Here is a 25,863-nt window from a genome sequence, read left to right as displayed (position 1 = left end):
TCCCGCATGACCGAAGGCGCCGCCGACGACGCTGTCGCCGCCGTCGACACCGTCGACACCCGTCCAACCAAGATCATGTACGTCGCCGAGGCGACCGCGCACGGCGGGCGGGACGGCTATGTCACCAGCCAGGACGGCCAGATCGAGCTGAAGGTGGCGATGCCGCCGCAGCTGGGCGGCGACGGCAACGGCACCAACCCGGAACAGCTCTTCGCCGCCGGTTACAGCTCCTGCTTCCACAACGCGCTGATCCTCGTCGGCAACCGGGCGGGCTACGACCTCACCGGGTCGACGGTGGCGGCGAAGGTCGGGATCGGCCCGAACCAGAGCAAGGGCTACGGGCTGGCGGTCGCCCTCAGCGTCTCGCTGCCCGTCCTGGACGCCGACCTCGCCGCGAAGCTGGTGGACGCGGCGCACCAGGTGTGCCCGTACTCGAACGCCACCCGCGGCAACATCGACGTAACGATCCTTCTCGGCTAGCGAGACGAAGGAATCGCAGGCCCGGCGGGCGTGTTCCGCGGAGAGTCGAAGGCGAGGCCGAGCGAGGCGGGTCGAGAGGGCGTGCGAACGTGGGCGTGTACGTGAACGGTGCGGTGGCCGAGGGCTTCGAGCCGGTCCGGGAGGCGTTCGCGGCGAACTTCGAGACGCTCGGCGACCGGGGCGCGGCGGTCGCCGTCTACCGGAACGGGCACAAGGTCGTCGACCTGTGGGCCGGCACGAGGGACGTGGACGCCGCGGCCGACGCGGAGGGCGCGGCTCCCTGGGAGCACGGCACCGCGCAGATCGTGCGGTCGGCGACCAAGGGCGTCGCCGCCGCCGTCCTCCTGCTGCTGCACCAGCGCGGCGAGCTGGACCTGAACGCGCCCGTAGGGGCGTACTGGCCGCAGTACAAGACCGCGGGCAAGGACCGGACGCTCGTACGGCACCTGCTCGCGCACCGCGCGGGCGTGCCCGTGCTGGACCGGCCGCTGACGCCCGCCGAGGCCGCGGACCCCGAACGGGGCGCGGCGGCGGTCGCCGCGCAGACGCCTGCCTGGGAGCCGGGGACCGACCACGGTTACCACGCGCAGACGTTCAGCTGGCTGACGGGCGAGCTGGTGCGGCGGATCACCGGCCGGCCCGTCGGCGAGTGGATCGCCGACGAGATCGCCGGGCCGCTGGGGGCCGACCTGTGGCTCGGGCTGCCGGCGGCGCAGAGCGCGCGGGTGGGGCGCGTGGGGCAGGTGGATGCGCCCGCGCAAGCGGGAGCGCTCAAGACCCGGCCCAAGCCCGCCGTCACCGCCGCCTACGCCGACCCCGACTCCCTCACCCGCCGCGCGTTCGCCGCGATCACCCCGCTCCCCGACGAGAACGACCCGGCCTACCGGGCCGCCGCCCTCCCCGCTTCCAACGGCATCGCCACCGCCGACGGCCTGGCCCGCTTCTACGCGTCGCTGATCGGCGAGGTGGACGGCGGCGTACGGCTGCTGCGCCCGGAGACGGTGGAACTGGCGCGCGCCGAGCAGTCGTCGGGCCCGGACCGGGTGCTCGTGGTGAACACCCGGTTCGGCCTCGGCTACATGCTGCACGGCCCCGCGTCCCCGCTGCTGTCCCCCACCTCCTTCGGCCACCCGGGCCGCGGCGGCGCCCTCGGCCTCGCCGACCCGGAGTCGGGCATCGCCTTCGGCTACGTCACCAACGGCTTCAGGTCGAGCGTGACGGCGGACCCGCGCGCGCAGGCGCTGCTACGAGCGCTGCGCACGGCGATGACGTGACGCCTACTCGTTCATTCGTCGAATCGCCGAATCGTTGAGTCATCGACTCGTTGATTCGTTGAGGCGTTGGATCGTTCACACGTTGGATCGTTCACACGTTGATCGAGTGGGACGTCCGCCCCGACGCGTCGTCGATCTCCGTGTGAGCCTTGGTCAGCAGCTGCATGGCGATCTCGTTGAGGGCACGCGCGCCGGCGATCTCCTCACCGACCCGCGGCTGGTTGGCGTCGATGTTGTGCCGGCTCGCGTGCCCCGCGGCCTTGACTTCAGTGCCGTCGGGCAGGCGTACCAGCGCTACCGCGCGCGTGTGCCGGTCGTCCTCCTCGAACTCCAGCTCGACGTGCCATCCGACAGCGGTGTGCATAGCGGTCATGACGATCACCTCCGGAACTCCTGTTTCCAGGGTGCTCCTGAGAGCGCGCGGACGCACCCAGTCGGCTCAGGACGGCGACGCCGGAATACCTCGTTGCCGCGACCCCCGCCGGACACTACTGTCGCCCGGGTGACTGCCGGGTCGGCCATGGGCCACGCACGAGTGAGGCGCCCGGCCTCGGCGTGAGCCCGAGGCGGGCGAGAGGCCCGCCGTTCTCCTCCGCGTCTTCCGACACCCCGGACACCATCCAAGACACGGAGAAAAGCCGCTCACATGACCACGTCCGTCCAGCTCAACCACCATGCGGTCTACGCCAGCGACCGCCGCCTGTCGGCCGAGTTCCTGGCGGCGATCCTCGGCCTCACGGTCGGGGCCCCGTTCGGCCCGTTCCTCCCCGTCGACCTCGGCAACGGCGTCACGCTCGACTACTACGAGAAGCGTGACGAGCCGATCCAGTCGCAGCACTACGCGTTCCTCGTGCCGGAGGAGCAGTTCGACGGCATGCTCGCCCGCCTGGATGCGGTCGGCGTGACGTACTACGCCGACCCCCGGCACACCGAACCCGGCCGGACCAACCACCTCTTCGGCGGCCGGGGCGCGTACTTCGCCGACCCGGACGGCCACAACATGGAGATCATGACGCGGCCGTACGCCCGCCCGTAGGGTCAACCGGCGTGCAGCATCAGCCCGATGCCGACGACGAGAAGTCCGGCGGCGACGAGGCGGGGCGCGCCGAACCGCTCCTTGAAGAGCAGGGCGCCGATGGCCGCACCTACGAGGATCGACGACTCTCGTAGGGCGGCGATCGGCGCCAGTTCGGCGCGGGTCTGCGCCCACAGGACGAGGGCGTAGGCGAGGACGGACAGGGCTGAGCCGAGGAGGCCGAGGGCGGCGAAGGGGCGCAGCAGCGCAACGGTCTCCCCGCGCCAGCGGTAGGCGGCGTACGCCGGGAGCACGACCCCCTGCACGGCCATCAGCCAGGCGATGTACCCGAGGGAGGAGCCGGAGGCGCGGACGCCGAGTCCGTCGACGACGGTGTACGAGGCGATGGTCAGCCCGGTCGCCAGCGCGGCCCCGATCGCCGCCCAGTTCGGCCGCCGTCCGCGCAGCCCCCACAGGGCGACGCCGGTCAGCCCCGCGCACGACACGGCGATGCCGGCGGCCGCCCAGCCGTCCGGCACCTCGTGCGCGAAGACGGCGGCCAGGACGGTGACGACGAGCGGCGCGGAGCCGCGCGCGATCGGGTACGCCTGCCCGAAGTCGCCGAGCCGGAACGACCGCATCAGCAGCACGTAGTAGGCGATGTGGATGAGTGCGGAGGACAGCAGGTACGGCCACGCGCCGGCCGCCGGGAACGGGGTGAACGGCACGAGGGCGAGCCCGATGAGCATGCCGCCGCCCGCGATGAGCGTGAACCCGACGAGCTTGTCACTGATCTTGTGAGCGATGGCGTTCCAACTGGCGTGGGTGACCGCGGCGAACAGGACGGCCGCGGTGACCAGCGGGGTCACGCGGTGCGCTCGCGCACGTCCACGAGGGTCGCGTCGGCGTGCCGGACGAGGTCCTTGGGCGCCATGGGGAAGACGGTGTGCGGGGTGCCGGCGGCGGCCCACACGACGTCGTGCGCGAGCAGACTCCGGTCGGCCAGCACCCGCGTGCGCGTGCGGTGCCCGAAGGGCGGCACACCGCCGATCGCGTACCCGGTCGTCTCCCGTACGACGCCGGCGGCGGCCCTCGTCACCTTCTCGGCGCCGAGTTCCGCGCGCACCAGCTCCACATCGACACGCGAGGCCCCGTCCATCAGCACCAGCACCGGCACGCCATCCGCGGCGAAGATCAGCGACTTGCAGATCTGGCTCAGCTCGCACCCGATCGCTGCGGCGGCCTCGGCGGCGGTCCGGGTCGCCTCGGGGAAGCTGCGCGTCGGAAGGCCGTCCAGCCCGAGGGTGCGGAGGGCTTCGGCGAAACGGGGGTGCGCGGCGGACGTCGTCATGCGGGCACGCTAACGGTCGGTGCAGGGGGCAGGCGAGTGGAATTCCGCGGGCGCGAGGCGGCGGGTCCCACTCCCGCGGGGCCTGTTTTCCTGGCCGACGAGGCTCATCTCGGCCTCCCGCTCCTGGCCTGCGGCGGCGAAGGGGCATCAAAGCGCGCGGGTGACGTCGCCGCATCGCACGACTCAAAACCTCTCTCCCACTTCAAGCCATTGGTGCTATCTTCACTAGCACCATGCTGTTGAGACTGAACGCTGCGGACGGTCGCCCCCTGCACGAGCAGGTGGCCGGCGCGATCCGGCGCGCCATCGCCGAGGGCGAGTGCGGGCCGGGAGAGCGCCTTCCCCCGGCCCGGGACCTTTCCCAGGCCCTGGATGTGAACGTCAACACGGTGCTGCGGGGCCTTCGGGCGCTGCGGGACGAAGGGGTGCTGGAGTTCCGGCGCGGCCGGGGCGTGACGGTGGCCGACGGGGCGGACCAGCGCTCCGTCCTGCTGGACCGTGTACGCGACCTGGTGACCGACGCGGCGCACCTCGGCTACAGCAAGGACGACGTCATCGACGTGATCAGGGGGATCTCGTGACCGACCGGGCACGCAAGAGCGGAGCGGCGTGGGGCGCCGTCAGCTGGGGCGTCGGCGTCCTGGCCCTGTTGCCGACGCTGCCGTTGGCCGCGAGCGGCCGGCTCCCGGACCGGCTGGCGACCCACTGGGACGCCGGCTCGGGCAGGCCCGACGGTTCCATGCCGCTCTGGGCCGCAGCACTCTTCCCGGCGCTGATCTGGTCTGTACTGGCAGTCGTCGTCGTGCTGACGCTGCGCCGGGCAGGGGCCGGTGGCGGGGTACCGGGGTGGGCGGCCGCGGGCCTCGGATTCGGCGGCGTGACACTGCTCGGCGGGCAGGCATCCGTCGTACGGGCGAACCTGGACCGCACGAACTGGCACGAGGCGGGATCGGTGACGAGCGGCGTCGTGGGCACGCTGGTCGTGGCGGCCGCCGTGGGGACGGCCGGCCTGCTGGTCGCGCGCCGGGCGCCGGCCGAGCCCCGGCCCGCGCCGGACGGCCCGACCCTGGACATTCCCGCCGGGCAACGGGTCGTATGGCTCGCCCGCACATCGAACTCCTGGCTCCAGGCGATCGCCGCCCTGACCGGGCTGCTCGCGATCGCCGTCGTCGTGTCGGCGCTCGCGGGCCTGACGGACCTTCCGTTCCTGCTGGCGGCCGCGCCGTTCACCTTGGCCTCCGTTCTGGTCCTCGGCTGCTCCTCGGTGCGGGCACGGGTCGGCGAGCAGGGTCTGGACGTCGCTTTCGGCCCCCTCGGCTGGCCCACGCGGCACTGGGCCGCCGAGGACGTCGAGTCGGCACGCGTCGAGAGTCGCACGCCCGCCCAGGTCGGTGGCTGGGGCTACCGACTCAGCGGGCAGGGAACCACGGTGATGCTGCGCGGCGGCGAATGCCTGGTCATCCACCCCTCAAAGGGCAGGGAATTCGCCGTGAGCGTGGACGACGCCGAACGCGGAGCCGCCCTTCTGAACTCCTTGAGCGCCAGACACACAAGGTGAGGAACCCTCCCGCCAAGGATTCAATGCGCTTTCGGACTCGACCGCAGATCACGCGCCCAGGGTGTGGAGATCGCGTTGCTGCTGTCCGCTGCCCAAAAGGAGGACTGGCGTCAGGTGATCTGGTCGCCGCCGTCGGGGAAGCGACACCTGCGCAGGGCCTCTCCTCGACCCACGGCATCACCGGCGCCAAGCGACGAATCCGCCGAGGTGCGAGTGCCCGCTTGAAAGACCGCGCAGATTGAAAGACCGCGCAGACACACCCGAACGGCTTGTGCCGCTCCGACGACGACCGCACCGGTCACGATGGTTGTTCGGGCTCTGCGCCGCGCATGCCTAGGCGTCGAAGCTGTGGCGCGAGGCCTCGATGTGGCCCAGGTACCGGTGGGTCCAGTCGCACATCGCGTCGACCGTCGCGCGCAGGCCCCGGCCCGCCTCGGTCAGGGTGTACTCGACCCTCGGCGGCACGGTGGGGTGCACCGTCCGCTCGACCAGGCCGTTGCGCTCCAGCATGCGCAGGTTCTGGGTGAGCATCTTGTGGCTGACGCCCTCGACCTCGTCCCGCAACTCGCTGAAACGGAGGGTGCGTTCGCCGAGGGCCTCGATGATCAGGAGCGCCCACTTGTTGGCGACGTCCGAGAAGATCTCGCGCGCGAGGGAGTCGGCTCGCCTGAGGTCCGCCATTTCCTCGGGCGTGCCCTTGAACTGTTTGGTCACCATCAGGTTCCCCAGTCACCGAAAAGTGCGTTCTTCCATGTCAGCAGCCACTCTCTTACGGTTTCCCAGTAACCACAAGAGAGCAAGGAAGCAGGCAGAATCATGCCCATCACTCTGATGAACCCCGCCGGACTGCCGAAGATCGACGCCTACCGGCAGGTGTCGGTCGCGACCGGTTCGAAGCTGGTCTTCGTCGCCGGACAGGTCGCCTGGGACGCCGACGGAGTCACGGTCGGTGAAGGCGACCTCGCCGCGCAGGTCGAGCGGTGCTACCTCAACGTCGGTACGGCCCTGGCGGCGGCCGGCGCCTCCTTCGACGACGTCGCGAAGCTGACCGCCTACGTCGTCGACTGGACGCCCGACAAGATGCCCCTGTTTCTGGAGGGAGCGGGTCGTGCGTTCGCGAAGCTGGGGGTGACCCCGGTCCCGCCGGCCACGCTGCTGGGCGTCGCGGCACTGGACGTCCCTGCCCACCTGGTCGAGATCGAGGCGACGGCCGTCGTCGACTGAGCGCCGTTCGTCACACTCGCCAGGTGCTGGAGTACTGGATGTGCAGACGGGCGGGTACGTGGCGACGGGCATCGGCGTGTGGCCAGGGTCCGGTGCCGAGCTCGACGCAGAAGTGCCCGGCGTCCGGGTGGCGATGCGGGTACGACGGGGCCTCTTCGACGAGGCCGCGCAGCGCGGTGCCGTGTTCGCGGAACGCGGTGGAACTGCCCACGACGAAGAGGGTGTGCGCGGCCATGTCGAAATCGAGGTGGTCGCGGTACTCGCGGTGGTGACGCCTGTCGTAGTCGATGGCCGTCTCGTCGGGGAAGTCCTGGTCCGGGGTGGTCGCGGTATGGGGTTTGCCGGCACCGAGGCGCGCCCTGATCCGCTTCCACGACGCAGCCGGAAACTGCAGGCTGTGGTGGACCAGGACCAGGTCCAGCGAGACCGGCGCGCCGTCGCCGACGACACCCTCGGGGACCGGGTTGGCCCGGATCGGCAGATAGACCAGCGACCGGGCGGACCGGGCGGCCAGCGCCCACAGGGCGACGAGCTGGGCCGCGCCCTCCCGGTCGGCGTACATCGACAGCCAGTGGCGGTCGTCGCGCAGCGCGAGCCGTCCGGGGGCCGGGTCCGCCCGGATCACCCGGTACTCGTCGCCGCCCAGCCGTACGTGGTGTATCCGTACCCGAGTACTCATCCGACCTGCGGCCGGTCCCGCACGCTGACGACGAACTCGGCCCAGGTGCCGGGAGAGACGGTGAGGATGCCGTGGGCGGGGTTCTTGGAGTCGCGGATGTGGATGGTGGCGGGGGTGGTGGCCACTTCGACGCAGTCGTTGATGTCACTGCTGTCGCTGTAGCTGCTCTTGAACCAGTGGAGTTCCGGCGTGCTCATAGTCTCCCCAGTAGCTTCTCGATGAAGGCCAGCGACTCCCTCGGCGTGAGGGCTTGCGCCCGGATCATGCCGTAGCGCATTTCAAGGATACGGAGGTCTCTGGGAGTTGAGACCGGGCGGCCATTGAAGGCACCGGGAGATCGCCCCATTCCCGTGCCGTCGGGAAACTTGAGCAAATGGATCATGCCCTGGTGGATTCCGGCGTGCTCGTGGCAGTCGGTCGGCATGACCTGGAGCGTGACGTTGCGCAACCGCCCTACTTCCAGCAGGTGTTCGAGCTGTCGACGCAGCACCACCTTCCCGCCGAGCGGCCGCTCGAGGGTTACCTGCTCCTGGACGAAGCTGAGCGACGGAGCAGGATCCCGCTCATAGATCACCTTGCGCGCCATGCGGGCGGCCGTTCCACGCTCGATCTGATCCGCCGAGTACGGCGGCTGCGCCATCTCGAACAACGCACGCGCGTACTCCGGCGTCTGCAACAAGCCCTGGATGTTGTGGTTGCTGTACACCAGCAACTCGGCGGCCCGCGCCTCCCAATCCGCCAGCTCCCGCACCTTCTTCGGATACCGGGCCTTCCTCATGTCCTCCGTGAAGGCCCTGAGATGACCCTGCGCGTTCAGTACCGTGTCCGCCCTGTCCAGGAACTCCGGCCTCGGGATCCGCTGCCCGCGCTCCATCTTGCGGATCATGTCCTCGCCGTAGCCCATGACCTCGCCCAGGTCGGCCGTCCGCATGTCCGCCGCCTCGCGGCAGACCTTGAGCAGACGCCCCACCGCCTGCACCACCGGCTCGATCTCGTCGCCCGGCTCGACATCCCAACCGGCCTCGTCCATACCGTCGTTCATGACCACCTCCAACGCCCACCCGTACCCGCACGGCACTACGGACAGCCGAGACAGGACGAGACAAACTCCGGACAGTAACGCTACGCACACGCGCCGCCACTGATCACAGTAAGCAGGCTCCGCCACTCTGAGTCACGTGAATCACGAAACGCGTGCCCCTGAAAACGAACTCTCCGCCCACTTCCGCAACTTCACCGTCCTCCTGTCCCCCACGCCCCGCGGCGCCCGCCTGGCGAGGCTCCTCGCGACGGAGCAACTCCGCTCCTGGGGACTGCCGTTGGACAGCGCGGCGCAGATCGTCGCCGAGCTGGCGACCAACGCCGCAACCCACGGCCGCGTACCGGGACGGGACTTCAGGCTCAGCCTCTACGTCATCGCGGACACCCTCCGCATCGAGGTGACCGACACCCGCGGCGACCGCCTCCCGGTCCCCGGCCGACCCGACGCGGACTCCCCCTCGGGCAGAGGCCTCCTCCTGGTGGACGCTTTGGCAGACCGCTGGGGCGTGGTCCCGGAACCGTGTCCACGCAAGACGGTGTGGGCGGAAGTCGTACTGCGAGAGGGGGAAAGGACTCCCGGCTTCGCCACTACATCCGCGTCGTCCTCACCGGCCGCCTCCGCCAGGTGCTGCAACTCCGCGTCATTGGCGGGCAGTTGATCCACCGGCAGCCCCGCCAACGCCTTACGAACCAGCCCGGCCGCCGCCTCGCCCGGCACGGTAACGATCGGCGATCCGCCCAGCGCGACCACGCCGACCCAGCCCGCCGGGCACAGCCCGGAGTGCGGGGAGGCCACCACGGTCACCTCCCCCCTCGGCGCGAACGACACCGGCACCCCGGCCAGGTCCTCCCACAGCGCGCGGGCTCTCGCCCGCAAGGGATCCGTCGACATGTCCGCATCCTCCCAGGGGCCGGCGCTCGGGACATGGACGAGCGGCGCGCCCGACCCTGAAGGAAGGGTCGGACGCGCCGCCGTCTGTGCGGGTTCGTCAGTGACGGTCCCCGCCGTGGTGGCGGTCGTCGCCGTGGTGGCGGTCCTCCCCGTGGTGGCGGTCCTCCCCGTGGTGGCGGTCCTCCCCGTGGTGACGGTCGTCGCCGTGGTAGCGGTCACCGCCGTGGTGGCGGTCGTGGCCCCAGGACTTCTCGTCGACGAAGCGGTCGCGGTCGTTGCGGAGGGTGGCGGTGTCGGCGTGGTTGTCCCACACCTCACGTCGGCGGTCCTGGAACAGGTCGGTGCGGGTGTCGCGGCCCTCGCCGGTGTGGATGCGGACGGTGGCGCGGCCGGCCAGGCGGTAGTGGCGGAACGTGTAGGTGTCGCCGCTCTCGTCCGAGAGGGTCCACCCGTGCAGGTTGATCTCGTTGCGGGTGGTGTTGGTCAGCTCCACCCACTCCTTGTTCAGGGAGCGGCCGGAGCGGTCGTCTCGGCCCGGTGCGTCGTACTGCACGGCGCTGATCTCCACCTTCGGCCGGGACTGACGCGGGTGGTCGGCGGCGGAGGCCGGCAGCGCCACCGTCCCGACCACGGCGGCGGCGAGCGCGGCGGCGGCGAGACAGCGAGCGGAAACAGAAGCGGACACAAGGTCTCCTTGCTTGGTGCGGGTCGCGGCCGAACCGGCCGCACGGCCAACACTTGACCACCAACCACGAACCAAACGCCTCATTAACACCACTCGTTACGAACCGTCCATATTGCGGTGACAGTAGCCTTCCATGTCCATATATGTACCGAACGCACCACACCCTTGGCGTATCGGCCCGCGCGGCCCCTGCCGGGACCGCGCCTCACCCGAAAGTGGGTCACAAGGAAGAAGAAAGAAGAAGCCGGTGAGGGCGCCCCGTCCCCACGGAGCCCTCACCGGCGGTCTTTCAGGTGAACTGGCAGATCAGGCGCGTGTCAGGCGCGTACCAGTTCCCGGTCCTCGTCGCCGTCGCGGGAGGAGGCGGCGTCGTCCTGCGTGCGCAGTCCCTCGCCCTCGACGTCGACGTTGGGCAGGGCGCGGTCCAGCCACTTCGGGAGCCACCAGGCCTTCTTGCCGAGCAGCGCCAGCACGGCCGGCACGATCGCCATGCGCACGATGAACGCGTCGAAGAAGACGGCGATCGCGAGGCCGAAGCCGATCATCTTGATCATCGACTCGCTGGAGCTGATGAAGCCGCCGAAGACGGCCATCATGATGATCGCGGCGGCGGCCACGACCTTGGCGCTGTACCGGAAGCCGGTGACCACGGCCTGGCTCGGGCTCTCGCCGTGGACGTATGCCTCGCGCATGCGGGTCACGAGGAACACCTCGTAGTCCATCGCGAGTCCGAAGACCACGCCGACCATGAAGATCGGCATCATCGACATGATCGGGCCGGTCTCCTCGACGCCGATCAGGCCGGACAGCCAGCCCCACTGGAAGACCGCGACGACGGCGCCGAGCGCGGCGAGCACGCTGAGCAGGAAGCCGAGGGCCGCCTTCAGCGGGACCAGGATGGAGCGGAAGACCACGATCAGCAGGAGGAAGGCGAGGCCGACGACGAGGCCCAGGTACGGGATCAGCGCGTCGGTGAGCTTCTGCGAGAAGTCGATGTTCATCGCGGTGGTGCCGGTGACCAGGACCTGCGCGCCGCTGTCGGCCTTGACGCCGACGCCCTGGTCACGGATGGCGTGCACCAGGTCCTCGGTCTGCGCCGAGGACGGCTTGGAGCCCGGGATGACGGTGATCGTGGCGGTGTCGCCGGCCTTGTTGAAGGCCGCCGGGGTCACCGTCGCGACGTCCTTGAGGTCCTTGATGCCGTCGGTGACGGAGGTGGCCGCGGCCTGCGGGTCGTCGCTGTTCTTGGCGTCGACCACGATCATCAGGGGGCCGTTGAAGCCGGGGCCGAAGCCCTCCGACAGCAGGTCGTAGGCGCGGCGCTGGGTCGTGGACGTCGGCTGTGAGCCGTCGTCGGGCAGGCCCAGCTCCAGCTGGGTGGCCGGGACGGCGATGGTGCCGAGGCCGACCAGGCCGAGCAGCAGTACGGCGGCCGGACGGCGGATGACGAAGCTCGCCCAGCGGGTGCCCAGGCCGGGCTTGGCGGCCGGCTTGTCCTGCTCGCCGCCCGCCGTGCGCTTGCCGCCGGCCGCCTTGCGCTTCTCGCCCGTCGCCCGGACCTTCTTGCCCGCGTAGCCGAGGAGCGCCGGGATCATGGTCAGTGCGATGAGGACGGCGACCACGACCGTGCCCGCCGCGGCGAGGCCCATCTTGGTCAGCATCGGGACGCCGACGACCGAGAGGCCCGCCAGCGCGATGACGACCGTGAGGCCCGCGAAGACCACCGCGGAGCCGGCGGTGCCGGTGGCGCGGCCGATGGCTTCCTCGCGGTCGCGGCCCTCGGCGAGTTCGCTGCGGTAGCGGGAGACGATGAACAGCGCGTAGTCGATGCCGACCGCGAGGCCGATCATCAGCGCGAGCGTGGAGGTGGTGTCGCCGAGGTCGAGCGCGTTGGCGAGGGCGGTGATGGTGGAGACGCCGATGCCGACGCCGATGATGGCGGTCAGCAGCGGCAGTCCGGCCGCGACCAGCGAGCCCAGGGTGATGACGAGGACGACCGCGGCGATGGCGAGGCCGATGACCTCACCGATGGCTCCGGCCTCGGCCGGGGCCTGCAGGGCGTCGCCGCCGACGTCGACGGTGAGTCCGCCGGCCCGGGCGTCGTCCGCGGCCTTCTCCAGGGCGTCCCGGGTCGAGTCCTTCAGCTCCATGCCGGGGACCTTGTACTTGACGGACGCGTAGGCGACCGTGCCGTCCTTGCTCACGGCGTGCGACGTGAACGGGTCGGCGACGGAGACGACCTCGGAGCCGTCGCCCAGCGTGCTGACGGTCTTCTCGACGGTCGCCTTGTTGGCGGCGTCCGTCATCTTCTGGCCCTCGGGGGCCTTGAAGACGATGCGCCCGGTCGCGCCGTCGGCGCTGGCCCCGGGGAAGCGCTGTTCCAGCAGGTCGAAGGCCTTCTGGGCCTCGACGCCCGGGATGGAGAAGGAGGTGGTGCCGGCGGCGGGCGCGGAGGCCGCGCCGACCCCGGCGAGGGTCAGCAGCGCCACCCATATCAGGGCTACGAAGTGGCGTCGCCTGAAGGCGAGCCGGCCGAGTTTGTAGAGGAACGTGGCCACGGAGGCGTACTCCCGGTCAGGTCGTGTGGTGAGGGCGCCCGGCCGGGATTTCCGACACAGGCCCCAAGGGCAGGGTTGACCAACCCGGCGGGGAGGCAGGGGTGATCGGCCCGACGACGTGAGCGGTGCGTCAGGGTGGGCGGACCGTGGGGACGGTCGGGGTCAGGTGGTGGCAGGTGCGCAGAGGGCGGGGAGGACCACTGCGTCGATGTACGAAAGGAGGAACTCCTGCGTCGGCGGCTGCTCGTCGATCATCGAACGGGCGGCGAACCCGCCGATCATCATGTGCATCACGAACTCGATCGCCGGGTTGTCCGCTCGGATCTCGCCCCGGTCGATCGCCCGCTGCAGGACGCGGCGGAAGTCCGCCATCTCCGGTTCGATCAGATGCTCGCGGAACGCCTGCAGGAGGTCGGGGTTGCCGTGGATCGCCATCGCCAGACCCCGCATCAGCGCGGAGCTCTGTTCCATCTCGCAGTCGTCCGTGCGTTGCGTGAGGGCGTGCATGTCGCCCCTGAGCGAGCCGGTGTCGATCTCGCCGAGACCGGCGATGCCCGGCTTGTTGTGCCGGACCGCCTTCGCCACCAGTTCGGCCTTGCCGCCCCACTGGCGGTAGAGCGTGGCCTTGCTGGAACGGGTGCGCGCGGCGACGGCGTCCATGGTGAGGGCGTCGTAGCCGACTTCGCGGAGCAGGACGAGCACGGCCTCGTACAGTTCGGCCTCACGCTCGGGCGTGATGCGACTGCGACGCGCCGTTGCGATCTCAGTCATGGCACACACCTTCCGGTTCCGTCGTCACCCACTCGTTTCGTACACCATGAACATACCCTGAGATGCAGCGAAACGAAACCGTTTCGTACGTGTGCTGGCTCACGCATGTGAAGGAGGCGTAAGCAAGCCGCACGGGTCGCGGGCCCGCCGCACGAGTTGCCCGCCCCCTTTCGCCGGAAAAGCATGGGAAGGTGAGCTATCTGCGTCTGCCCCATCTCAGCGGTGACCTGTTGTGCTTCGTCGCCGAGGACGACCTCTGGCTGGCCCCCCTCGCCGACCCGGGCCGCGCCTGGCGGCTCACCGTCGACCGTACCAAGGCCGGACACCCCCGCTTCTCCCCCGACGGCCGCCGGATCGCGTACACGAGCTGGCGCAGCCTCGTCCCGGAGATCCACCTCGTCCCGGTCGACGGCGGCCCGGGGCGACGGCTGACGTACTGGGGCAACTCCGACACCCAGGTCTGCGGCTGGACGCCCCCCGACCAGCACGGCCACGCCGACATCCTCGCCGTCGCCTCCCACGGCGAGCCCTTCTCCTACTACACGTGGGCCTACAAGGTGCCCACCGACGGCGCCCCCGGCCGCAAACTCCCCTGGGGGCCGGTCTCCGACCTCCAGGTCGCCGAGATCGACGGCGAGCGCAGAACCCTGCTCCTCACCGGCACCCCGCCGCACGAGCCCGCCGCCTGGAAACGCTACCGGGGCGGCGCCACGGGCCGCCTGTGGCTGCACGGGCAGCGGCTCCTGGAAGGCCTCGACGGGCATCTCGCCTCCCCTCTCTTCGTCGGCGGCCGGATCGCCTTCCTCTCCGACCACGAAGGCGTCGGCAACCTCTACTCCTGCGCCTACGACGGCTCCGACCTGCGCCGCCACACCGACCACGACGCCTTCTACGCCCGGCACGCCTCCACCGACGGCGCCCGGGTGGTGTACCAGTGCGCCGGGGACCTGTGGATCGTCGACGACCTCGCCGCCGGCTCCGAGCCGCGCCGGATCGACGTACGGCTGAGCGGGCCGCGCGCCGGACGGCGGCCCTACCAGATCCCGGCCGCCCAGCATGTGGACGGCATCTCCGTCGACGAGACCGGACGCGCGAGCGCCGTCGTCGTCCGCGGCAGCCTGTACTGGCTGACGCACCGCGACGGCCCCGCCCGGACGATCACCGACACCCCCGGGGTACGGGTGCGGCTGCCGGAGATGCTCGGCTCGGGCGGGCAGGTCGCCTATGTGACGGACGCGGAGGGCGAGGACGCCGTCGAGATCGCCTACCTGCCGCGCGCGAGCGGCGACCGCGAGCCGCGACGGCTGGCCTCCGGGGAGCTGGGACGGGTGCTGGAGATGGTCTCCGACCCGGAGGGCGAGCGGCTCGCCCTGGCCTCACACGACGGCCGGCTCCTGCTCATAGACGCCACGGAGGACTCGAACGGCGAGGTCACCGAGCTGATCTCGTCGGTCAACGGCCCCGTCCGCGACCTGGCCTTCTCCCCCGACGGCAGCTGGCTGACCTGGTCGCACCCGGGGATCGGGCGCTCCCTGCGCCAGATCAAGATGGCCCGCACAAAGGACCGGCTGATCATCGACGTGACCAACGGCCGCTTCGAGGACGAGAACCCGGTGTTCACGAGGGACGGCCGTTATCTGGCGTTCCTGTCCTGGCGCGGCTTCGACCCCGTGTACGACGTGCACACCGGCGACCTGTCCTTCCCGCTCGGCTGCCGCCCCTACCTCGTGCCGCTGTCGTCGGCGACCCCCTCGCCCTTCGCGCTGACCCCGGAGGGCCGTCCGGCGGCCGGCGGCCTCGACCCGGTGGAGGAGGAGGACGAAGGCGCCGGCGGGGCCGTCACCGTCGAGATCGAAGGCCTGGAGAGCCGCGTCACGCCCTTCCCGGTGACCGCCTCCAAGTACTCGGCGCTGCACCCGGTGGCGGGCGGCGGGCTGGTCTGGCTGCGCTGGCCGATCTCCGGCGCGCTGGGCGAGACGTTCGCCAACCCCGACGACACCAGCGGGCGGCCGACGCTGGAGTACTTCACCATCAGCAAGGCGAAGAAGTCCGAACTCGTCGGCGACCTGGACTTCTTCGCGGTCAGCGGCGACGGCACCCGGCTCGTCGTGGTCGACGAGGGCGACCTGCGGGCGGTGCCGTCCGTCGAGTCCGGCGACCCCGACTCCACGGTCTGGATCGACCTGCGGCGCATCATGCACGAGGTGGACCCGGGCGCCGAGTGGCGTCAGTCCTACGAGGAGGCCGGGCGGTTGATCCGCGCCTACTTCTGGGAGCCCGGGATGTGCGGCATCGACTGGGACGCCGTCCTCGACCAGTACCGGCCGCTCGTCGAACGGGTCGCCTCGCCCGACGAGTTCGCGGACCTGCTGCGCGAGGTCCTCGGCGAACTGGGCACCTCCCACGCGTACGTCACCGCCGCCCGCCGCAACGAGGGACCACCGCACTACCAGCGCCTGCAAGGGCTCCTGGGCGCCAACTTCGTACACCGCGAAGGCGGTTGGACGGTGCTGCGGATCCTGTCCGGCGACTCCTCCGACTCCAAGGCACGCTCACCGCTGGCCGGCACCGGGATCCGCGAGGGCGCGGTGCTCACGCACGTGGACGGCCGGGCCGTGGACCCGGTGACCGGCCCGTACCCACTCCTCGCCGGCGCCGGCGGCACCACCGTGGAGCTGACCTTCACGCCCGCCGAGGGCGAGGCGGGCCGCTCCCGCCGGGTGGCCGTCGTCCCCCTCGTCGACGAACGCCCCCTGCGCTACCAGGACTGGGTGACCAAACGCCGGGCCGTGGTACGGGAGTTGAGCGGCGGCCGGTGCGGCTACCTACACATCCCCGACATGGGCGGCTCGGGCTGGGCCCAGTTCAACCGCGACCTGCGGATGGAGGTGTCACGGCCCGCGCTGATCGTCGACGTGCGCGGCAACGCGGGCGGCCACATCAGCGAACTGGTCGTGGAGAAACTGACACGCACCATCCTGGGCTGGGACCTCACCCGCAACGCCCAGCCGGTGTCGTACGCCTCGAACGCGCCGCGCGGCCCGGTGGTGGCCCTCGCCGACGAGGCGACCTCCTCGGACGGCGACATGATCACGGCCGCGTTCAAACTGCTGAAGCTCGGCCCGGTGGTCGGCCAGCGCACCTGGGGCGGAGTCGTCGGCATGACCGGCCGCCACCAGCTCGGCGACGGCACGGTCATCACCGTCCCGATGAACGCGGCCTGGTTCGACGCGTACGGCTGGACCGTGGAGAACAAGGGCGTCACCCCCGACCTGGAGATCCAGCGCACCCCCCTGGACTGGGCCGAGGGCCGCCACGCCCAACTGGACGACGCCGTCCAGCTCGCCCTCGACCTCCTCACCACCAGCCCCCCGGCGACCCCACCCGACTACGCCAACACCCCGGACCGCTCCCGCCCGAAACTGCCGCCACGCGCCTCAGGAGGCTGAGGTCCTCAGGAGGCCGAGGTCCTCAGGAGGCTGAGGTCCTCAGGAGGCTGAGGCGGGGGCGTTGCTGCCGGTCGGGGCCTGCGCGAAGTTGGCCGCGGCCACCACCTCGGGCGTGCGCACATACCCGCCGACGCTCTCCACCCGCACCACGAGCGCCAGCGGCGACGCCGTGTCGTACGCCCTGGCCAGTGCGCGGATCTCGCCCCGGGCGAAGAGCTGGGTCACGCCCGACGTCGCCAGCAGGGCACAGCCCGCGATCATCACGAGGCGGCTGCCGGGCGCGAAGGGATTGCGGGCCAGCACGACGATCGCGTGATCCACGAGCGTCGCCCCGTCCGGCGTCGACGCCCCGTAGTCCTCATCACCGTCCACGGAGGCGATGCGGTACTCCGTCGGATACTGCCGGAACGCGTACGGCGCGTTCAGCCGGTCGGCCAGCACCTGCCAGAGGGCGTTGCGCGCCGGTCCGCCGATCACCACCAGGTTCTCCTCGGCGTCGGACGCCATCACGAAGGCCCTGGCCCGGACCGTGGTCACCTCGTGCCGCCGCAGCTCCTGGGAGAGGAACTGGCGCAGGTTCATCGCCGCGAGGGCGTCCGTCTCGGAGATCTTTGGATGCCCCCGCGTCCCACTGGTCGACTCCGCGACCACCATCACCACCCGCCTGCGCCGGTCGAGCCGCCACACGCGCGCGGCGGGCCTCCTGGTCCGCCGGTACTGCAGCAGGGCGCGGCCGAGCCACCCGACGACGAACGCCAGAAACGAAGCGATGAGGTTGACCGTCAGATCCTGCACGACCGGCTCCCCCTCGCCCTCGCCTGTGCGTCAACCAGCAGTGTGCAGCAGTGAGTTGGCACACGAGAAGGGGTGCCCCCCGTCGGGGACACCCCTTCCGTCAACCGCTGTTCGACGTCCGCCGGGAGCGGTGCGTCAGAACGCTTCGTCGTCGCGGTGGTGCGGGGCCTCCGGCGAGCGGCGCTCCGACTCACCGCGCTCCGGACGCATACGCTCGGACTCCTCGCCCGGACGCTTCTTGCCGCGCTGCTGGACCTGCTCCTTGGCCTGCTGGGCCTTCTGCTTGGCCTGCTGCTGCCACTGCTCGGACTGGTCCTGGAACTTGTCCTTCATACCCATGTGGGTTCACTCCTGTGGGAGATGAGGGGATTGTGGCCCCGTGGTGGGGCCTCGACCAGATTCACACGGGCGGTCACGGCGCGCATGTCGATCAACCACGCTGCGTAGTCCTCGCCTGTCGCGCCTGCTCGTCGGCGGAGCCGCCCGCCCCCACCAGCCCCGTCCGCATCCCCTGCAGCCGGGGCGCGAACCGCCGCATCTCCCGCCCACCGACCCTCCCGATCAGTCCGGGCAGATAGCCGCGCACACCCTGCATCCCCCGCAGCCACCCCTGCCCGTACACATGCGCCGAGCGCCGCTCGATCCCGGCCACGATCCGGTCGACCGTCGGCCCCAGCGGATACGTCCTGTTCGCCGGCCACGGCAGCCGCTGCCGCAGCTCCCGCATCACCTCCTCCTGATCCGCCCCGCGCACCATGTCCGTGTCCGTCCAGGACAGATAGCCGACGCCGACCCGGACACCCCGGTGGGCGACCTCGGCACGCAGACAGTGCGCGTACGCCTCCACCCCCGACTTCGATGCGCAGTACGCCGTCATCATGGGGGCCGGGGTGATCGCGGCGAGGGAGGCGATCTGCAGCAGATAGCCCCGGCTCTCCACAAGCACCGGCAGGAAGGCGCGGGCCGTCACCGCCGAGCCGATCAGGTTGACCTCGATGACCCGGCGCCAGGCCTCCGGGTCGGAGTCGGCGAACGGACCGCCGCTCGCCACACCCGCGTTGGCGACGACGATGTCCACCTTCCCGAAGCGTTCCTTCACCTCCGCCGCGACCCGCGCCATCGCCTCCTGGTCGGTGACGTCGGCGTACCAGTGCCCGCTGTCGCCGTGCAACCGCTCGGCGACCTGCTTGAGTTCGTCGGGCTCCAGGCCGACCAGGGCGACCTTCGCACCGCGCGCGGAGAGCTTGCGGGCGAGCAACTCGCCCACGCCCCGCGCGGCCCCGGTCACGACGGCGACCTGCCCTTCGAGACTCACCCTGCCGCTCATGCGCCCTCCTTCAACTGCCTGTCCGGGGTGTGCGTGGTGGTCGTGCTGTTCGGGGTGTGCGTGGCGTGCGGCGCCTTCGGGGTGTACGGCGCGTACGTGGTGACGAGTTCGCGGATGCGTGCCGTGACGAGCTCGGGCGCCTCGACCGGCGTCATATGGCCGAGGCCGGCCAGTTCGGTCAGGCCGACGCACCGCGGGAGCCCGGCGGCGATCCGGCGGGCGTGCACCGGCGGGGTGAGCCGGTCGCCGGTGCCGACGACCACCGCCGTCGGCACGCTCAACTCCCGTATCCCGTGGTCGAGATCGAGCAGGCTCAGCACATGCCCCCAGGTGTGGCGGACCCGGCGCGGGCAGGCGTGCACGATCCGGGCGCACGTCTCCACCAGGTGCGGGGCCGAACCGGCGCCCATCGTGGCGTACTTGAGGATCGCCTTGGCGACCGGCGTGACCGGCCCGAGGGGCGCCTTCGACCCGAGGACCTGCCGGGTCAGCCAACTCCGCAGCCGGCCGGGCCGGATCGGCACGACGGTGGCCTCGGCGACCAGCCGCGAGGCGCCGGTGCTGCACAGCAGGACGGCGGCCGCGTGCTCCCGGAAGGCGTCCCGGGCGGCCGCCGCCAGCACCGTCATGCCGCCCATGGAGTGACCGGCGATCACGGCCTTCTCGCCGGGCGCGAGCGTCGCGCCGAGAACGGCGAGAAGGTCGTCGGCGAGGACGTCCGTGCTGCACACCGCGCTCGGCGGGGTGCGTCCGTGGCCGCGCTGGTCGTAGACGACGACCCGGTGATCGGCGGCGAGATCCCGGATCTGGGCCGCCCAGAAAGCGGTCGAGCAGGTCCAGCCGTGGGCGAGGACAACGGCGGGGCCGGTCTCGGGGCCGTACACCTCGACGTGCAGCGGGGCGCCGTCGGCGGAGACGGCGGTGAGCTCGCGGGGGGAGCCGCCGAGGACGCTCACGCGGTCACCTCGTCCTTCTTCTCGTCCATGTTCTCGCCCTTCGTCTCGTCGTTCCTGACGACGGCGGGGGCGCGCAGGACCTCGTACTCCGCGAGGTCCACGCGTCGCGTCGCGCGCCGGAACTCGCTCGGCGTGCCCGGCCAGATGGTCGTGTTGCGGCCACTGGCGTCCAGGTACCAGCTGACGCAGCCGCCCGTGCTCCACACCGTGCGCTTCATCCGCTCCTGCACCCGGCGGTTCCACGCGTGCACGGCGCTCGGACGGGCATCCAGGGCCGCCCGGCGGCCGAGGACGTTCAGCTGCCGCAGATAGTCGGCCAGGTAGTTCAGCTGGGACTCGATGATGAGGATCATGGAGGAGTTCGCGAGGCCGCTGTTGGGGCCGATGATCGTCATCCAGTTGGGGAAGCCGGCGACGGAGGTGCCGCGCAGGGCCTCCATGCCGCCCTGCCAGCTCTCCGCGAGGGTCCGCCCGTCGGCGCCCACCACCCGGTCGGCGATCGGCATGTCGGTGACATGGAACCCGGTGCCGAAGACGATCGCGTCGGCCTCGGTCTCGGTGCCGTCGGCGGCCACCAGCGTGGACCCGCGGACCTCGCTCAGGCCGCTCGCGACGACGTCCACGTTGGGCTGCGCGAGGGCCGGATAGTAGGTACTGGACAGCAGGATCCGCTTGCAGCCGATGCGGTAGTCCGGGGTCAGTTTGGCCCGCAGGGCCGGGTCCTTGATCGCCCGGGCCATGTTGCGCTTGGCGAGCTGCTCGACGAAGCCGAGCTCGCCCGGGTGCTTGGTGAACGCCTGGACCTGCAGCTCCCGGATACCCCACAGCAGCCCGCGCCGCAGCTGGGCGGTGACGGGCAGCGCACGGTGGAGCGCGCGCTCGGCGCCGCTGATCACCCGGTCGACGCGGGGCATCACCCACGGCGGGGTGCGCTGGAAGACCGTCAGCCGCGCGACGTCGGGCTGGAGGGCGGGCACGATCTGGATGGCGGAGGCGCCGGTGCCGACCATGGCCACGCGCTGCCCGGTGAGATCGTGGTCGTGGTCCCAGCGGGCCGAGTGGAAGACCTTGCCCGGGAACGTGTCGAGCCCCGGGACGTCCGGGATCTTCGGATCGGACAGCGGCCCGGTCGCGGAGACGACGACGTCGGCGAGATAGCGTCCCGCGCTGGTCTCGATGTCCCAGCGCAACTCCCGCGCGTCCCACGTCATCCGCAGGACCTCGGAGTCGAGGCGGAGGTGCGGACGCAGCCCGAACACGTCGGTCACCCGCTCCAGATAGGCGCGGATGTGCTTCTGACCGGAGAAGGTGCGCGGCCAGTCCGGGTTGGGCGCGAAGGAGAAGGAGTACAGGTGGGAGGGGACGTCGCAGGCGCACCCCGGGTAGTCGTTGTCCCGCCAGGTCCCGCCGACGCTGCCCGCCCGCTCCAGGACGACGAAGTCGGTGATCCCCTCGCGGCGCAGCCGCACCGCGGCCCCCAGCCCACCGAAGCCGGACCCGATCACCGCCACCCGTACGTGTTCGGTCATCCCGACACACCTCCCAGCCGTGCGCACCGCTTCGCGGACTCTGCGGACCTTGCGGACTCTGCCAGTGAACACTGGCGCAATGGGAGGGTAGAGCAGTGCCGTACCGATGGGTAGAGGCCAGGGCAACGAAAGTTACCGACGGTACAACATAAGCTTCGCCCGTGACCGAGAAGCGGGAGTACAGGACTGAGGAGCTGGCCAGGGAGGCCGGCATCACGGTGCGCACCCTGCGCTTCTACCGCGAGCGCAAACTGCTCCCGCCGCCCCGCCGCGAAGGCCGTATCGCCTGGTACGACGACCATCACCTGGCCCGGCTGCGCACGATCGCGGCGCTGCTGGAGCGCGGCCACACCCTCACCGGCATCGCGGAGCTGGCGGACGCCCTCGACCACGGCCGCGGCGTCGCCGACCTCCTCGGCGTCGACGGCCCCACCGAGGAGGAACCGATCCACCTCACCCCCGAGGAACTCGCGGCTCGCTTCGAGGGCCAGGTCACCCCCGAGAACCTCGCCGCCTCCCTCGACCTCGGCTATCTGGGCATCGACGGCGACGAGATCGTCCACATCAGCCGACGGCTCCTGGACGTCTCCTCCGCCCTGGTCCGCGAGGGCATCCCGCTCGCCGAGGTGCTTGCCGCCGGCGTCCGCGTCCGCGAACACGCCGACGCCCTCGCCGAACTCTTCACCGCCCTGATCCTCCGCCACGCCACCGAGGAAGACCTCCCCCGCCTGCGCCCCCTGGCCCGCAGCGTCATGGAAGCCGAACTCTCCCTGGCGCTGGACAGACGGCTGCGCAAAGGGAACTGAAGGGGCCTACAGGTCGTAGACGACGGTCACCGGAGCGTGGTCCGACCAGCGCTCGCCGTGCGTGGCGGCCCGCTCCACGAGCCCCTTGACGGCCTTGCCCGCGAGACCGGGCGTCGAGACGTGCAGGTCGATGCGCCATCCCGAGTCGTTGTCGAAGGCCCGCCCCCGGTACGACCACCAGGTGTACGGCCCGTCCACGTCCGGGTGCAGGGACCGTACGACGTCCACGTACCCGCCGTCCTGCGGGGCGAGGACCCGGGTCAGCCAGTCCCGCTCCTCCGGGAGGAAGCCGGAGTTCTTGGTGTTGGAGCGCCAGTTCTTGAGGTCGGCCTGCTGGTGGGCGATGTTCCAGTCGCCGGTGATCAGGACCTCGCGGCCGTCGGCGGCGGCACGCCCGCGCAGGTCCTTCAGGTAGGCGAGGAACTCGTCCATGAAGCGGACCTTCTCGTCCTGCCGGTCGGTGCCGACCTCGCCGGACGGGAGGTAGAGGGAGGCGACCGTCACACCGGGCAGGTCGGCCTCGACGTACCGGCCGCTGCCGTCGAACTCGGACGAGCCGAAGCCGACGCGGACGGCGTCCGGCTCGCGGCGCGTGTAGAGGGAGACGCCGGCGCGGCCCTTCGCGGCGGCCGGGGCGTGGGTGACGTACCAGCCCTCGGGGGCGCGGACCGCCTCCGGCAACTGCTCCGGCTCGGCCCGCACCTCCTGCAGACACAGCACGTCGGCGGAGGTGTCCGCGAGCCACTCCACGAAGCCCTTCTTCGCGGCGGCTCGCAGTCCATTCACGTTCACGGAGGTCACGGTCAGCACCCGGGCACGATACCGGTCGGATACATGCACACTGGAGCCGGTCCGAATTTCACTTTTCCCGAGGGTGCATAAAACTACAGTGAGTAGCATGGATGTACGTAGAGTCCCCTTCGACCACCCCGACGCCGTCAAGCTCAACGCCGAGGTCCAGGCCGAGTACCACGAGCGCTACGGCGACGGCGGCGACGCCACCACCCTGGAGCCGTCCGACTTCCGGCCGCCGCGCGGGGTGTACCTCATCGCGTACGACGAACTGGACCGCCCCGTGGCCACCGGCGGCTGGCGCAGCCAGGACAGCAACGGCGAGGGCAACGAGGACGGCGACGCCGAGCTGAAGCGGATGTACGTGATCCGCGAGATGCGCGGCCTGGGACTGGCCCGGCGCATGCTCACCGCTCTGGAGGAGGACGCACGAAGCGCCGGGCGGCTCCGCATGGTCCTGGAGACCGGCACCGAGCAGCCCGAGGCCATCGCCCTGTACACCTCCAACGGGTACACGCCGTGCACGAAGTTCGGCTACTACCGGGAGTACGAGTCGAGCCGCTGCTTCGCCAAGCCGCTCACCTCCTGAGGTATGTCGAGCCGCTCAGGCCCTGAGGTACGTGAGGACCGCCAGGACCCGGCGGTGGGTGTCGTCCGCCGGAGGCAGGTCCAGCTTGGTGAGGATGCTGCCGATGTGCTTGCCGACGGCCGCCTCCGACACCACCAGCCGGCGCGCTATCGCCCCGTTGGACCGGCCCTCCGCGACCAGCTCCAGCACCTCCCGCTCGCGCGGGGTGAGCCGGGCCAGCGGGTCACGGCGCCGGCGCAGCAACTGTCGTACGACCTCCGGGTCGACGACCGTGCCGCCGGCCGCGACCTCACGCAGCGCGGCCACGAACTCCTCCACCTGCCCGACCCGGTCCTTGAGCAGGTAGCCGACGCCGGTGCCGTCCCCGGAGTCGAGGAGCTCGGCGGCGTAGGCGCGCTGCACGTACTGGCTGAGCACGAGCACCGGCAGCCCGGGCCGCTCCGCGCGCAGCCGGACCGCCGCCCGCAGTCCCTCGTCCTGGAAGCCGGGCGGCATGCGGACGTCGGTGACGACGACGTCGGGCGTGTGCTCGGCGACCGCCGACAGCAGCGCCTGCGCGTCACCGACCGCGGCCACGACCTCGTGGCCGAAGCGGGTGAGCAGGGTCGTCAGGCCGTCGCGCAGCAGAACGCCGTCCTCGGCGAGGACTACGCGGAGCGCCCCACCGCTTCCGTCGCTTCCGTCACCTCCGTCACCTCCGTCGCTTCCGTCAACGCGCTCGGCTGGATCGGCTGGATCGGCTGGCTCGGCTCGCAAGGGATCTCCACACGCAGCAGGGTCGGTCCGCCCGGCGGGCTGGTCAGGGTCAGTCTTCCATCGAGCACCGACACCCGGTCCGCGAGACCGGTGAGGCCGGTGCCGCGCACCGGATCGGCGCCACCACGGCCGTCGTCCCGCACCTCCACGACCAGCCGTCCGGCCCCGTGCTCCCCCGTGATCCACGCACGTCGCGCCCCGCTGTGCCGGGCCACGTTGGCCAGCGCCTCACGGACCACGAAGTAGGCGGCCGCCTCCACGGCCTGCGGCAACCGAAGGGCGGGCGGGTCGAACGCGACGTCCACGGGGACGGGCGAGCGGTCGGCGGCGTCGGCGACGGCCGCCTCCAAGCCGTAGTCGGCGAGCACCTTGGGGTGGATGCCGTGGATCAGCTCGCGCAGTTCGGCGAGGGCCGCGCCCGCCTCCTCGTGCGCGCGGGCGAGCTGTTCGGCGAGCGGTCCGCCGGGCGGCGCGTCGAGCCGGGCCAGGCCGAGAGTCATGGCGAGGGCGACCAGCCGTTGCTGCGCGCCATCGTGCAGGTCGCGTTCTATACGGCGGCGCTCGGCCTCGAACGCGTCGACCAACCGCGCGCGGGAACGCGTCAGTTCGACCACCCTGGCCTCCGGGTCGCCCCCGCGCGGCGCGACGAGGAGCCGGGTCAGCGCGGCCCGGGCGCCCGCCGCGACCCCGACGGCGTACTCCCCGAGGAGGAGGAGCAGCACGCCCAGGGCGGACGCGGCGAGAGCGCCCGTCCAGCCGGTCACCGTCCACACCTTGAACACCTTCGTCTCACGGCCCTCGCCGACCGTCGCCAGCAGCACCGGCGTCGCGATCGCCGACAGGGGCAGGACCAGGGCGACGGTGAGCAGCAGCGCCTCGGCCGGCCAGAGCAGACAGGCGGTGAGGAGGGCGTGGCCGAGTTCCCGCCAGGTGGCCCGTTCGCGCAGGCGGGTGGTGAGCCAGCTGCGCAGGCCCGGCGCGGGCGGCTCGACGTGTGTGCCGGGTGCGTCGTCCGCGTCGACCAGCCGCAGCCGGCGCCGCTCCAGGGCGGCCACGGGCAGCCCCGCGAACGCGACGCCCGCGAGCAGCGGCAACCCGACCAGGACGACCGCGAGAACACCGCCCACCGCCACCAGCACGACCAGGGCGACCAGGACGACGGCCCCGGTGACCGCCCCGGTCAGCAGATAGCCGGCCGCCCGCCAGGGCCACGGCGACACCAGGTAGCGAGGGCGGGCCAGAGCCTGCCACACGGTCATGGACGCGGGTCGGGGTTGCATGCGGATCACCGTAGAAGGGGCGCCGCGCCACAACCACCGGGCTGGACGGAGGAACG

29 protein-coding genes are annotated in these 25,863 nt (G+C 71.4%); 11 read left to right on the top strand and 18 right to left on the bottom strand.

Going from position 1 to position 25,863, the window contains the following annotated elements:
* The first annotated feature begins 6 nt into the window (after nt 1–6).
* A complete protein-coding gene (locus B5557_RS26050) occupies nt 7–480 on the top strand; it encodes an organic hydroperoxide resistance protein (RefSeq protein ID WP_079661722.1) in 474 nt (157 codons plus the stop codon).
* A 95-nt stretch (nt 481–575) separates the two neighbouring features.
* Nucleotides 576–1,754, top strand: a complete 1,179-nt coding sequence (locus B5557_RS26045) for a serine hydrolase domain-containing protein (protein ID WP_079665010.1) — start codon at nt 576–578, stop codon at nt 1,752–1,754.
* A 91-nt stretch (nt 1,755–1,845) separates the two neighbouring features.
* Here the strand turns inward: B5557_RS26045 and B5557_RS26040 are convergent, their stop codons facing one another.
* Nucleotides 1,846–2,118 carry a DUF1876 domain-containing protein gene (locus B5557_RS26040; protein WP_079665009.1) on the bottom strand — a complete coding sequence of 91 codons (273 nt, stop codon included), beginning with the start codon at nt 2,116–2,118 and terminating at the stop codon, nt 1,846–1,848.
* Nucleotides 2,119–2,400: 282 nt separating this feature from the next.
* On the opposite strand from B5557_RS26040, the gene B5557_RS26035 reads away from it, so the two are divergent.
* Nucleotides 2,401–2,790 carry a VOC family protein gene (locus B5557_RS26035; RefSeq protein WP_079661721.1) on the top strand — a complete coding sequence of 130 codons (390 nt, stop codon included), beginning with the start codon at nt 2,401–2,403 and terminating at the stop codon, nt 2,788–2,790.
* Nucleotides 2,791–2,792: 2 nt separating this feature from the next.
* Here the strand turns inward: B5557_RS26035 and B5557_RS26030 are convergent, their stop codons facing one another.
* The gene (locus B5557_RS26030) at nt 2,793–3,638 is read right to left on the bottom strand and encodes a DMT family transporter (protein WP_079661720.1); all 846 of its coding nucleotides are present in this window, start codon (nt 3,636–3,638) and stop codon (nt 2,793–2,795) included.
* Nucleotides 3,635–4,120, bottom strand: a complete 486-nt coding sequence (locus tag B5557_RS26025) for a YbaK/EbsC family protein (protein ID WP_079661719.1) — start codon at nt 4,118–4,120, stop codon at nt 3,635–3,637. The genes B5557_RS26030 and B5557_RS26025 overlap by 4 nt, the downstream gene beginning before the upstream one ends.
* Before the next feature lie 233 nt (nt 4,121–4,353).
* Between B5557_RS26025 and B5557_RS26020 the strand changes: the two genes are divergently transcribed.
* From B5557_RS26020 to B5557_RS46315, 3 genes are read left to right on the top strand one after another with little or no spacing between them, the layout of a single operon-like run.
* Nucleotides 4,354–4,701, top strand: coding sequence for a GntR family transcriptional regulator (locus B5557_RS26020; RefSeq protein ID WP_079661718.1), 348 nt, complete (start codon nt 4,354–4,356; stop codon nt 4,699–4,701).
* Nucleotides 4,698–5,678, top strand: a complete 981-nt coding sequence (locus B5557_RS26015) for a DUF1648 domain-containing protein (protein ID WP_079661717.1) — start codon at nt 4,698–4,700, stop codon at nt 5,676–5,678. The genes B5557_RS26020 and B5557_RS26015 overlap by 4 nt, the downstream gene beginning before the upstream one ends.
* 18 nt (nt 5,679–5,696) lie before the next feature.
* Nucleotides 5,697–5,903: a hypothetical protein gene (locus B5557_RS46315; RefSeq protein ID WP_159424512.1), complete on the top strand. Its 207-nt coding sequence runs from the start codon at nt 5,697–5,699 to the stop codon at nt 5,901–5,903.
* Nucleotides 5,904–6,011: 108 nt separating this feature from the next.
* Here B5557_RS46315 and B5557_RS26010 read toward each other — a convergent pair whose 3' ends face one another.
* Nucleotides 6,012–6,395 carry a winged helix-turn-helix transcriptional regulator gene (locus B5557_RS26010; protein WP_079661716.1) on the bottom strand — a complete coding sequence of 128 codons (384 nt, stop codon included), beginning with the start codon at nt 6,393–6,395 and terminating at the stop codon, nt 6,012–6,014.
* A gap of 99 nt (nt 6,396–6,494) precedes the next feature.
* Here B5557_RS26010 and B5557_RS26005 point away from each other — a divergent pair, with 99 nt between their 5' ends.
* Entirely contained in the window at nt 6,495–6,902 is a 408-nt protein-coding gene (locus tag B5557_RS26005; RefSeq protein ID WP_079661715.1) for a RidA family protein, read from the top strand.
* Between the two features lie 10 nt (nt 6,903–6,912).
* Here B5557_RS26005 and B5557_RS26000 read toward each other — a convergent pair whose 3' ends face one another.
* The 3 genes from B5557_RS26000 to B5557_RS25990 are packed head-to-tail and all read right to left on the bottom strand — an operon-like array spanning nt 6,913 to nt 8,623.
* Nucleotides 6,913–7,581 (bottom strand): hypothetical protein, encoded by a 669-nt coding sequence (locus B5557_RS26000; protein WP_079661714.1) that lies wholly within the window; start codon nt 7,579–7,581, stop codon nt 6,913–6,915.
* The gene (locus B5557_RS25995; protein ID WP_079661713.1) at nt 7,578–7,778 is read right to left on the bottom strand and encodes a DUF397 domain-containing protein; all 201 of its coding nucleotides are present in this window, start codon (nt 7,776–7,778) and stop codon (nt 7,578–7,580) included. Before B5557_RS25995 ends, B5557_RS26000 begins: the two co-directional genes overlap by 4 nt.
* The gene (locus B5557_RS25990) at nt 7,775–8,623 is read right to left on the bottom strand and encodes a helix-turn-helix domain-containing protein (protein WP_079665008.1); all 849 of its coding nucleotides are present in this window, start codon (nt 8,621–8,623) and stop codon (nt 7,775–7,777) included. Before B5557_RS25990 ends, B5557_RS25995 begins: the two co-directional genes overlap by 4 nt.
* Nucleotides 8,624–8,759: 136 nt before the next feature.
* Between B5557_RS25990 and B5557_RS25985 the strand changes: the two genes are divergently transcribed.
* A complete protein-coding gene (locus tag B5557_RS25985) occupies nt 8,760–9,281 on the top strand; it encodes an ATP-binding protein (protein ID WP_079661712.1) in 522 nt (173 codons plus the stop codon).
* 330 nt (nt 9,282–9,611) lie between these two features.
* Here B5557_RS25985 and B5557_RS25980 read toward each other — a convergent pair whose 3' ends face one another.
* From B5557_RS25980 to B5557_RS25970, 3 genes are all read right to left on the bottom strand, one after another.
* Nucleotides 9,612–10,199: a lamin tail domain-containing protein gene (locus B5557_RS25980; RefSeq protein ID WP_231976040.1), complete on the bottom strand. Its 588-nt coding sequence runs from the start codon at nt 10,197–10,199 to the stop codon at nt 9,612–9,614.
* 317 nt (nt 10,200–10,516) lie between these two features.
* Nucleotides 10,517–12,757 (bottom strand): MMPL family transporter, encoded by a 2,241-nt coding sequence (locus B5557_RS25975; protein ID WP_079661710.1) that lies wholly within the window; start codon nt 12,755–12,757, stop codon nt 10,517–10,519.
* Between the two features lie 162 nt (nt 12,758–12,919).
* Nucleotides 12,920–13,528: a TetR/AcrR family transcriptional regulator gene (locus tag B5557_RS25970; RefSeq protein ID WP_079661709.1), complete on the bottom strand. Its 609-nt coding sequence runs from the start codon at nt 13,526–13,528 to the stop codon at nt 12,920–12,922.
* Nucleotides 13,529–13,719: 191 nt separating this feature from the next.
* Here B5557_RS25970 and B5557_RS25965 point away from each other — a divergent pair, with 191 nt between their 5' ends.
* Nucleotides 13,720–16,977 carry a S41 family peptidase gene (locus B5557_RS25965; RefSeq protein WP_079661708.1) on the top strand — a complete coding sequence of 1,086 codons (3,258 nt, stop codon included), beginning with the start codon at nt 13,720–13,722 and terminating at the stop codon, nt 16,975–16,977.
* 39 nt (nt 16,978–17,016) lie between these two features.
* Here B5557_RS25965 and B5557_RS25960 read toward each other — a convergent pair whose 3' ends face one another.
* From B5557_RS25960 to B5557_RS25940, 5 genes are all read right to left on the bottom strand, one after another.
* Entirely contained in the window at nt 17,017–17,772 is a 756-nt protein-coding gene (locus B5557_RS25960) for a hypothetical protein (RefSeq protein WP_079661707.1), read from the bottom strand.
* Between the two features lie 135 nt (nt 17,773–17,907).
* Nucleotides 17,908–18,111, bottom strand: coding sequence for a hypothetical protein (locus B5557_RS25955; RefSeq protein ID WP_079661706.1), 204 nt, complete (start codon nt 18,109–18,111; stop codon nt 17,908–17,910).
* A gap of 91 nt (nt 18,112–18,202) precedes the next feature.
* A complete protein-coding gene (locus B5557_RS25950) occupies nt 18,203–19,099 on the bottom strand; it encodes an SDR family oxidoreductase (protein WP_079661705.1) in 897 nt (298 codons plus the stop codon).
* Entirely contained in the window at nt 19,096–20,055 is a 960-nt protein-coding gene (locus tag B5557_RS25945) for an alpha/beta fold hydrolase (protein ID WP_079661704.1), read from the bottom strand. The genes B5557_RS25950 and B5557_RS25945 overlap by 4 nt, the downstream gene beginning before the upstream one ends.
* Entirely contained in the window at nt 20,052–21,584 is a 1,533-nt protein-coding gene (locus B5557_RS25940) for a flavin-containing monooxygenase (RefSeq protein ID WP_079661703.1), read from the bottom strand. Before B5557_RS25940 ends, B5557_RS25945 begins: the two co-directional genes overlap by 4 nt.
* Before the next feature lie 161 nt (nt 21,585–21,745).
* On the opposite strand from B5557_RS25940, the gene B5557_RS25935 reads away from it, so the two are divergent.
* Entirely contained in the window at nt 21,746–22,390 is a 645-nt protein-coding gene (locus B5557_RS25935; RefSeq protein WP_079661702.1) for a MerR family transcriptional regulator, read from the top strand.
* Between the two features lie 6 nt (nt 22,391–22,396).
* Here B5557_RS25935 and B5557_RS25930 read toward each other — a convergent pair whose 3' ends face one another.
* Nucleotides 22,397–23,200 carry an exodeoxyribonuclease III gene (locus B5557_RS25930; RefSeq protein WP_079661701.1) on the bottom strand — a complete coding sequence of 268 codons (804 nt, stop codon included), beginning with the start codon at nt 23,198–23,200 and terminating at the stop codon, nt 22,397–22,399.
* Between the two features lie 88 nt (nt 23,201–23,288).
* Here B5557_RS25930 and B5557_RS25925 point away from each other — a divergent pair, with 88 nt between their 5' ends.
* Complete coding sequence (locus B5557_RS25925) at nt 23,289–23,771, top strand: GNAT family N-acetyltransferase (protein WP_173877736.1); 483 nt, start codon at nt 23,289–23,291, stop codon at nt 23,769–23,771.
* 15 nt (nt 23,772–23,786) lie between these two features.
* On the opposite strand, the gene B5557_RS25920 is transcribed toward B5557_RS25925, so the two are convergent.
* Together B5557_RS25920 and B5557_RS25915 are read right to left on the bottom strand one after the other, a co-directional pair.
* Entirely contained in the window at nt 23,787–24,398 is a 612-nt protein-coding gene (locus B5557_RS25920) for a response regulator (protein ID WP_231976473.1), read from the bottom strand.
* 20 nt (nt 24,399–24,418) lie between these two features.
* Nucleotides 24,419–25,807 (bottom strand): sensor histidine kinase, encoded by a 1,389-nt coding sequence (locus tag B5557_RS25915; protein ID WP_079661698.1) that lies wholly within the window; start codon nt 25,805–25,807, stop codon nt 24,419–24,421.
* Between the last annotated feature and the right edge of the window lie 56 nt (nt 25,808–25,863).

The sequence above is a fragment of the Streptomyces sp. 3214.6 genome, from assembly GCF_900129855.1.
Lineage (GTDB): Bacteria > Actinomycetota > Actinomycetes > Streptomycetales > Streptomycetaceae > Streptomyces > Streptomyces soliscabiei.
The sequence above is the reverse complement of the archived record's forward strand: the minus strand, read 5'-3'. Positions and strand labels throughout refer to the sequence as shown.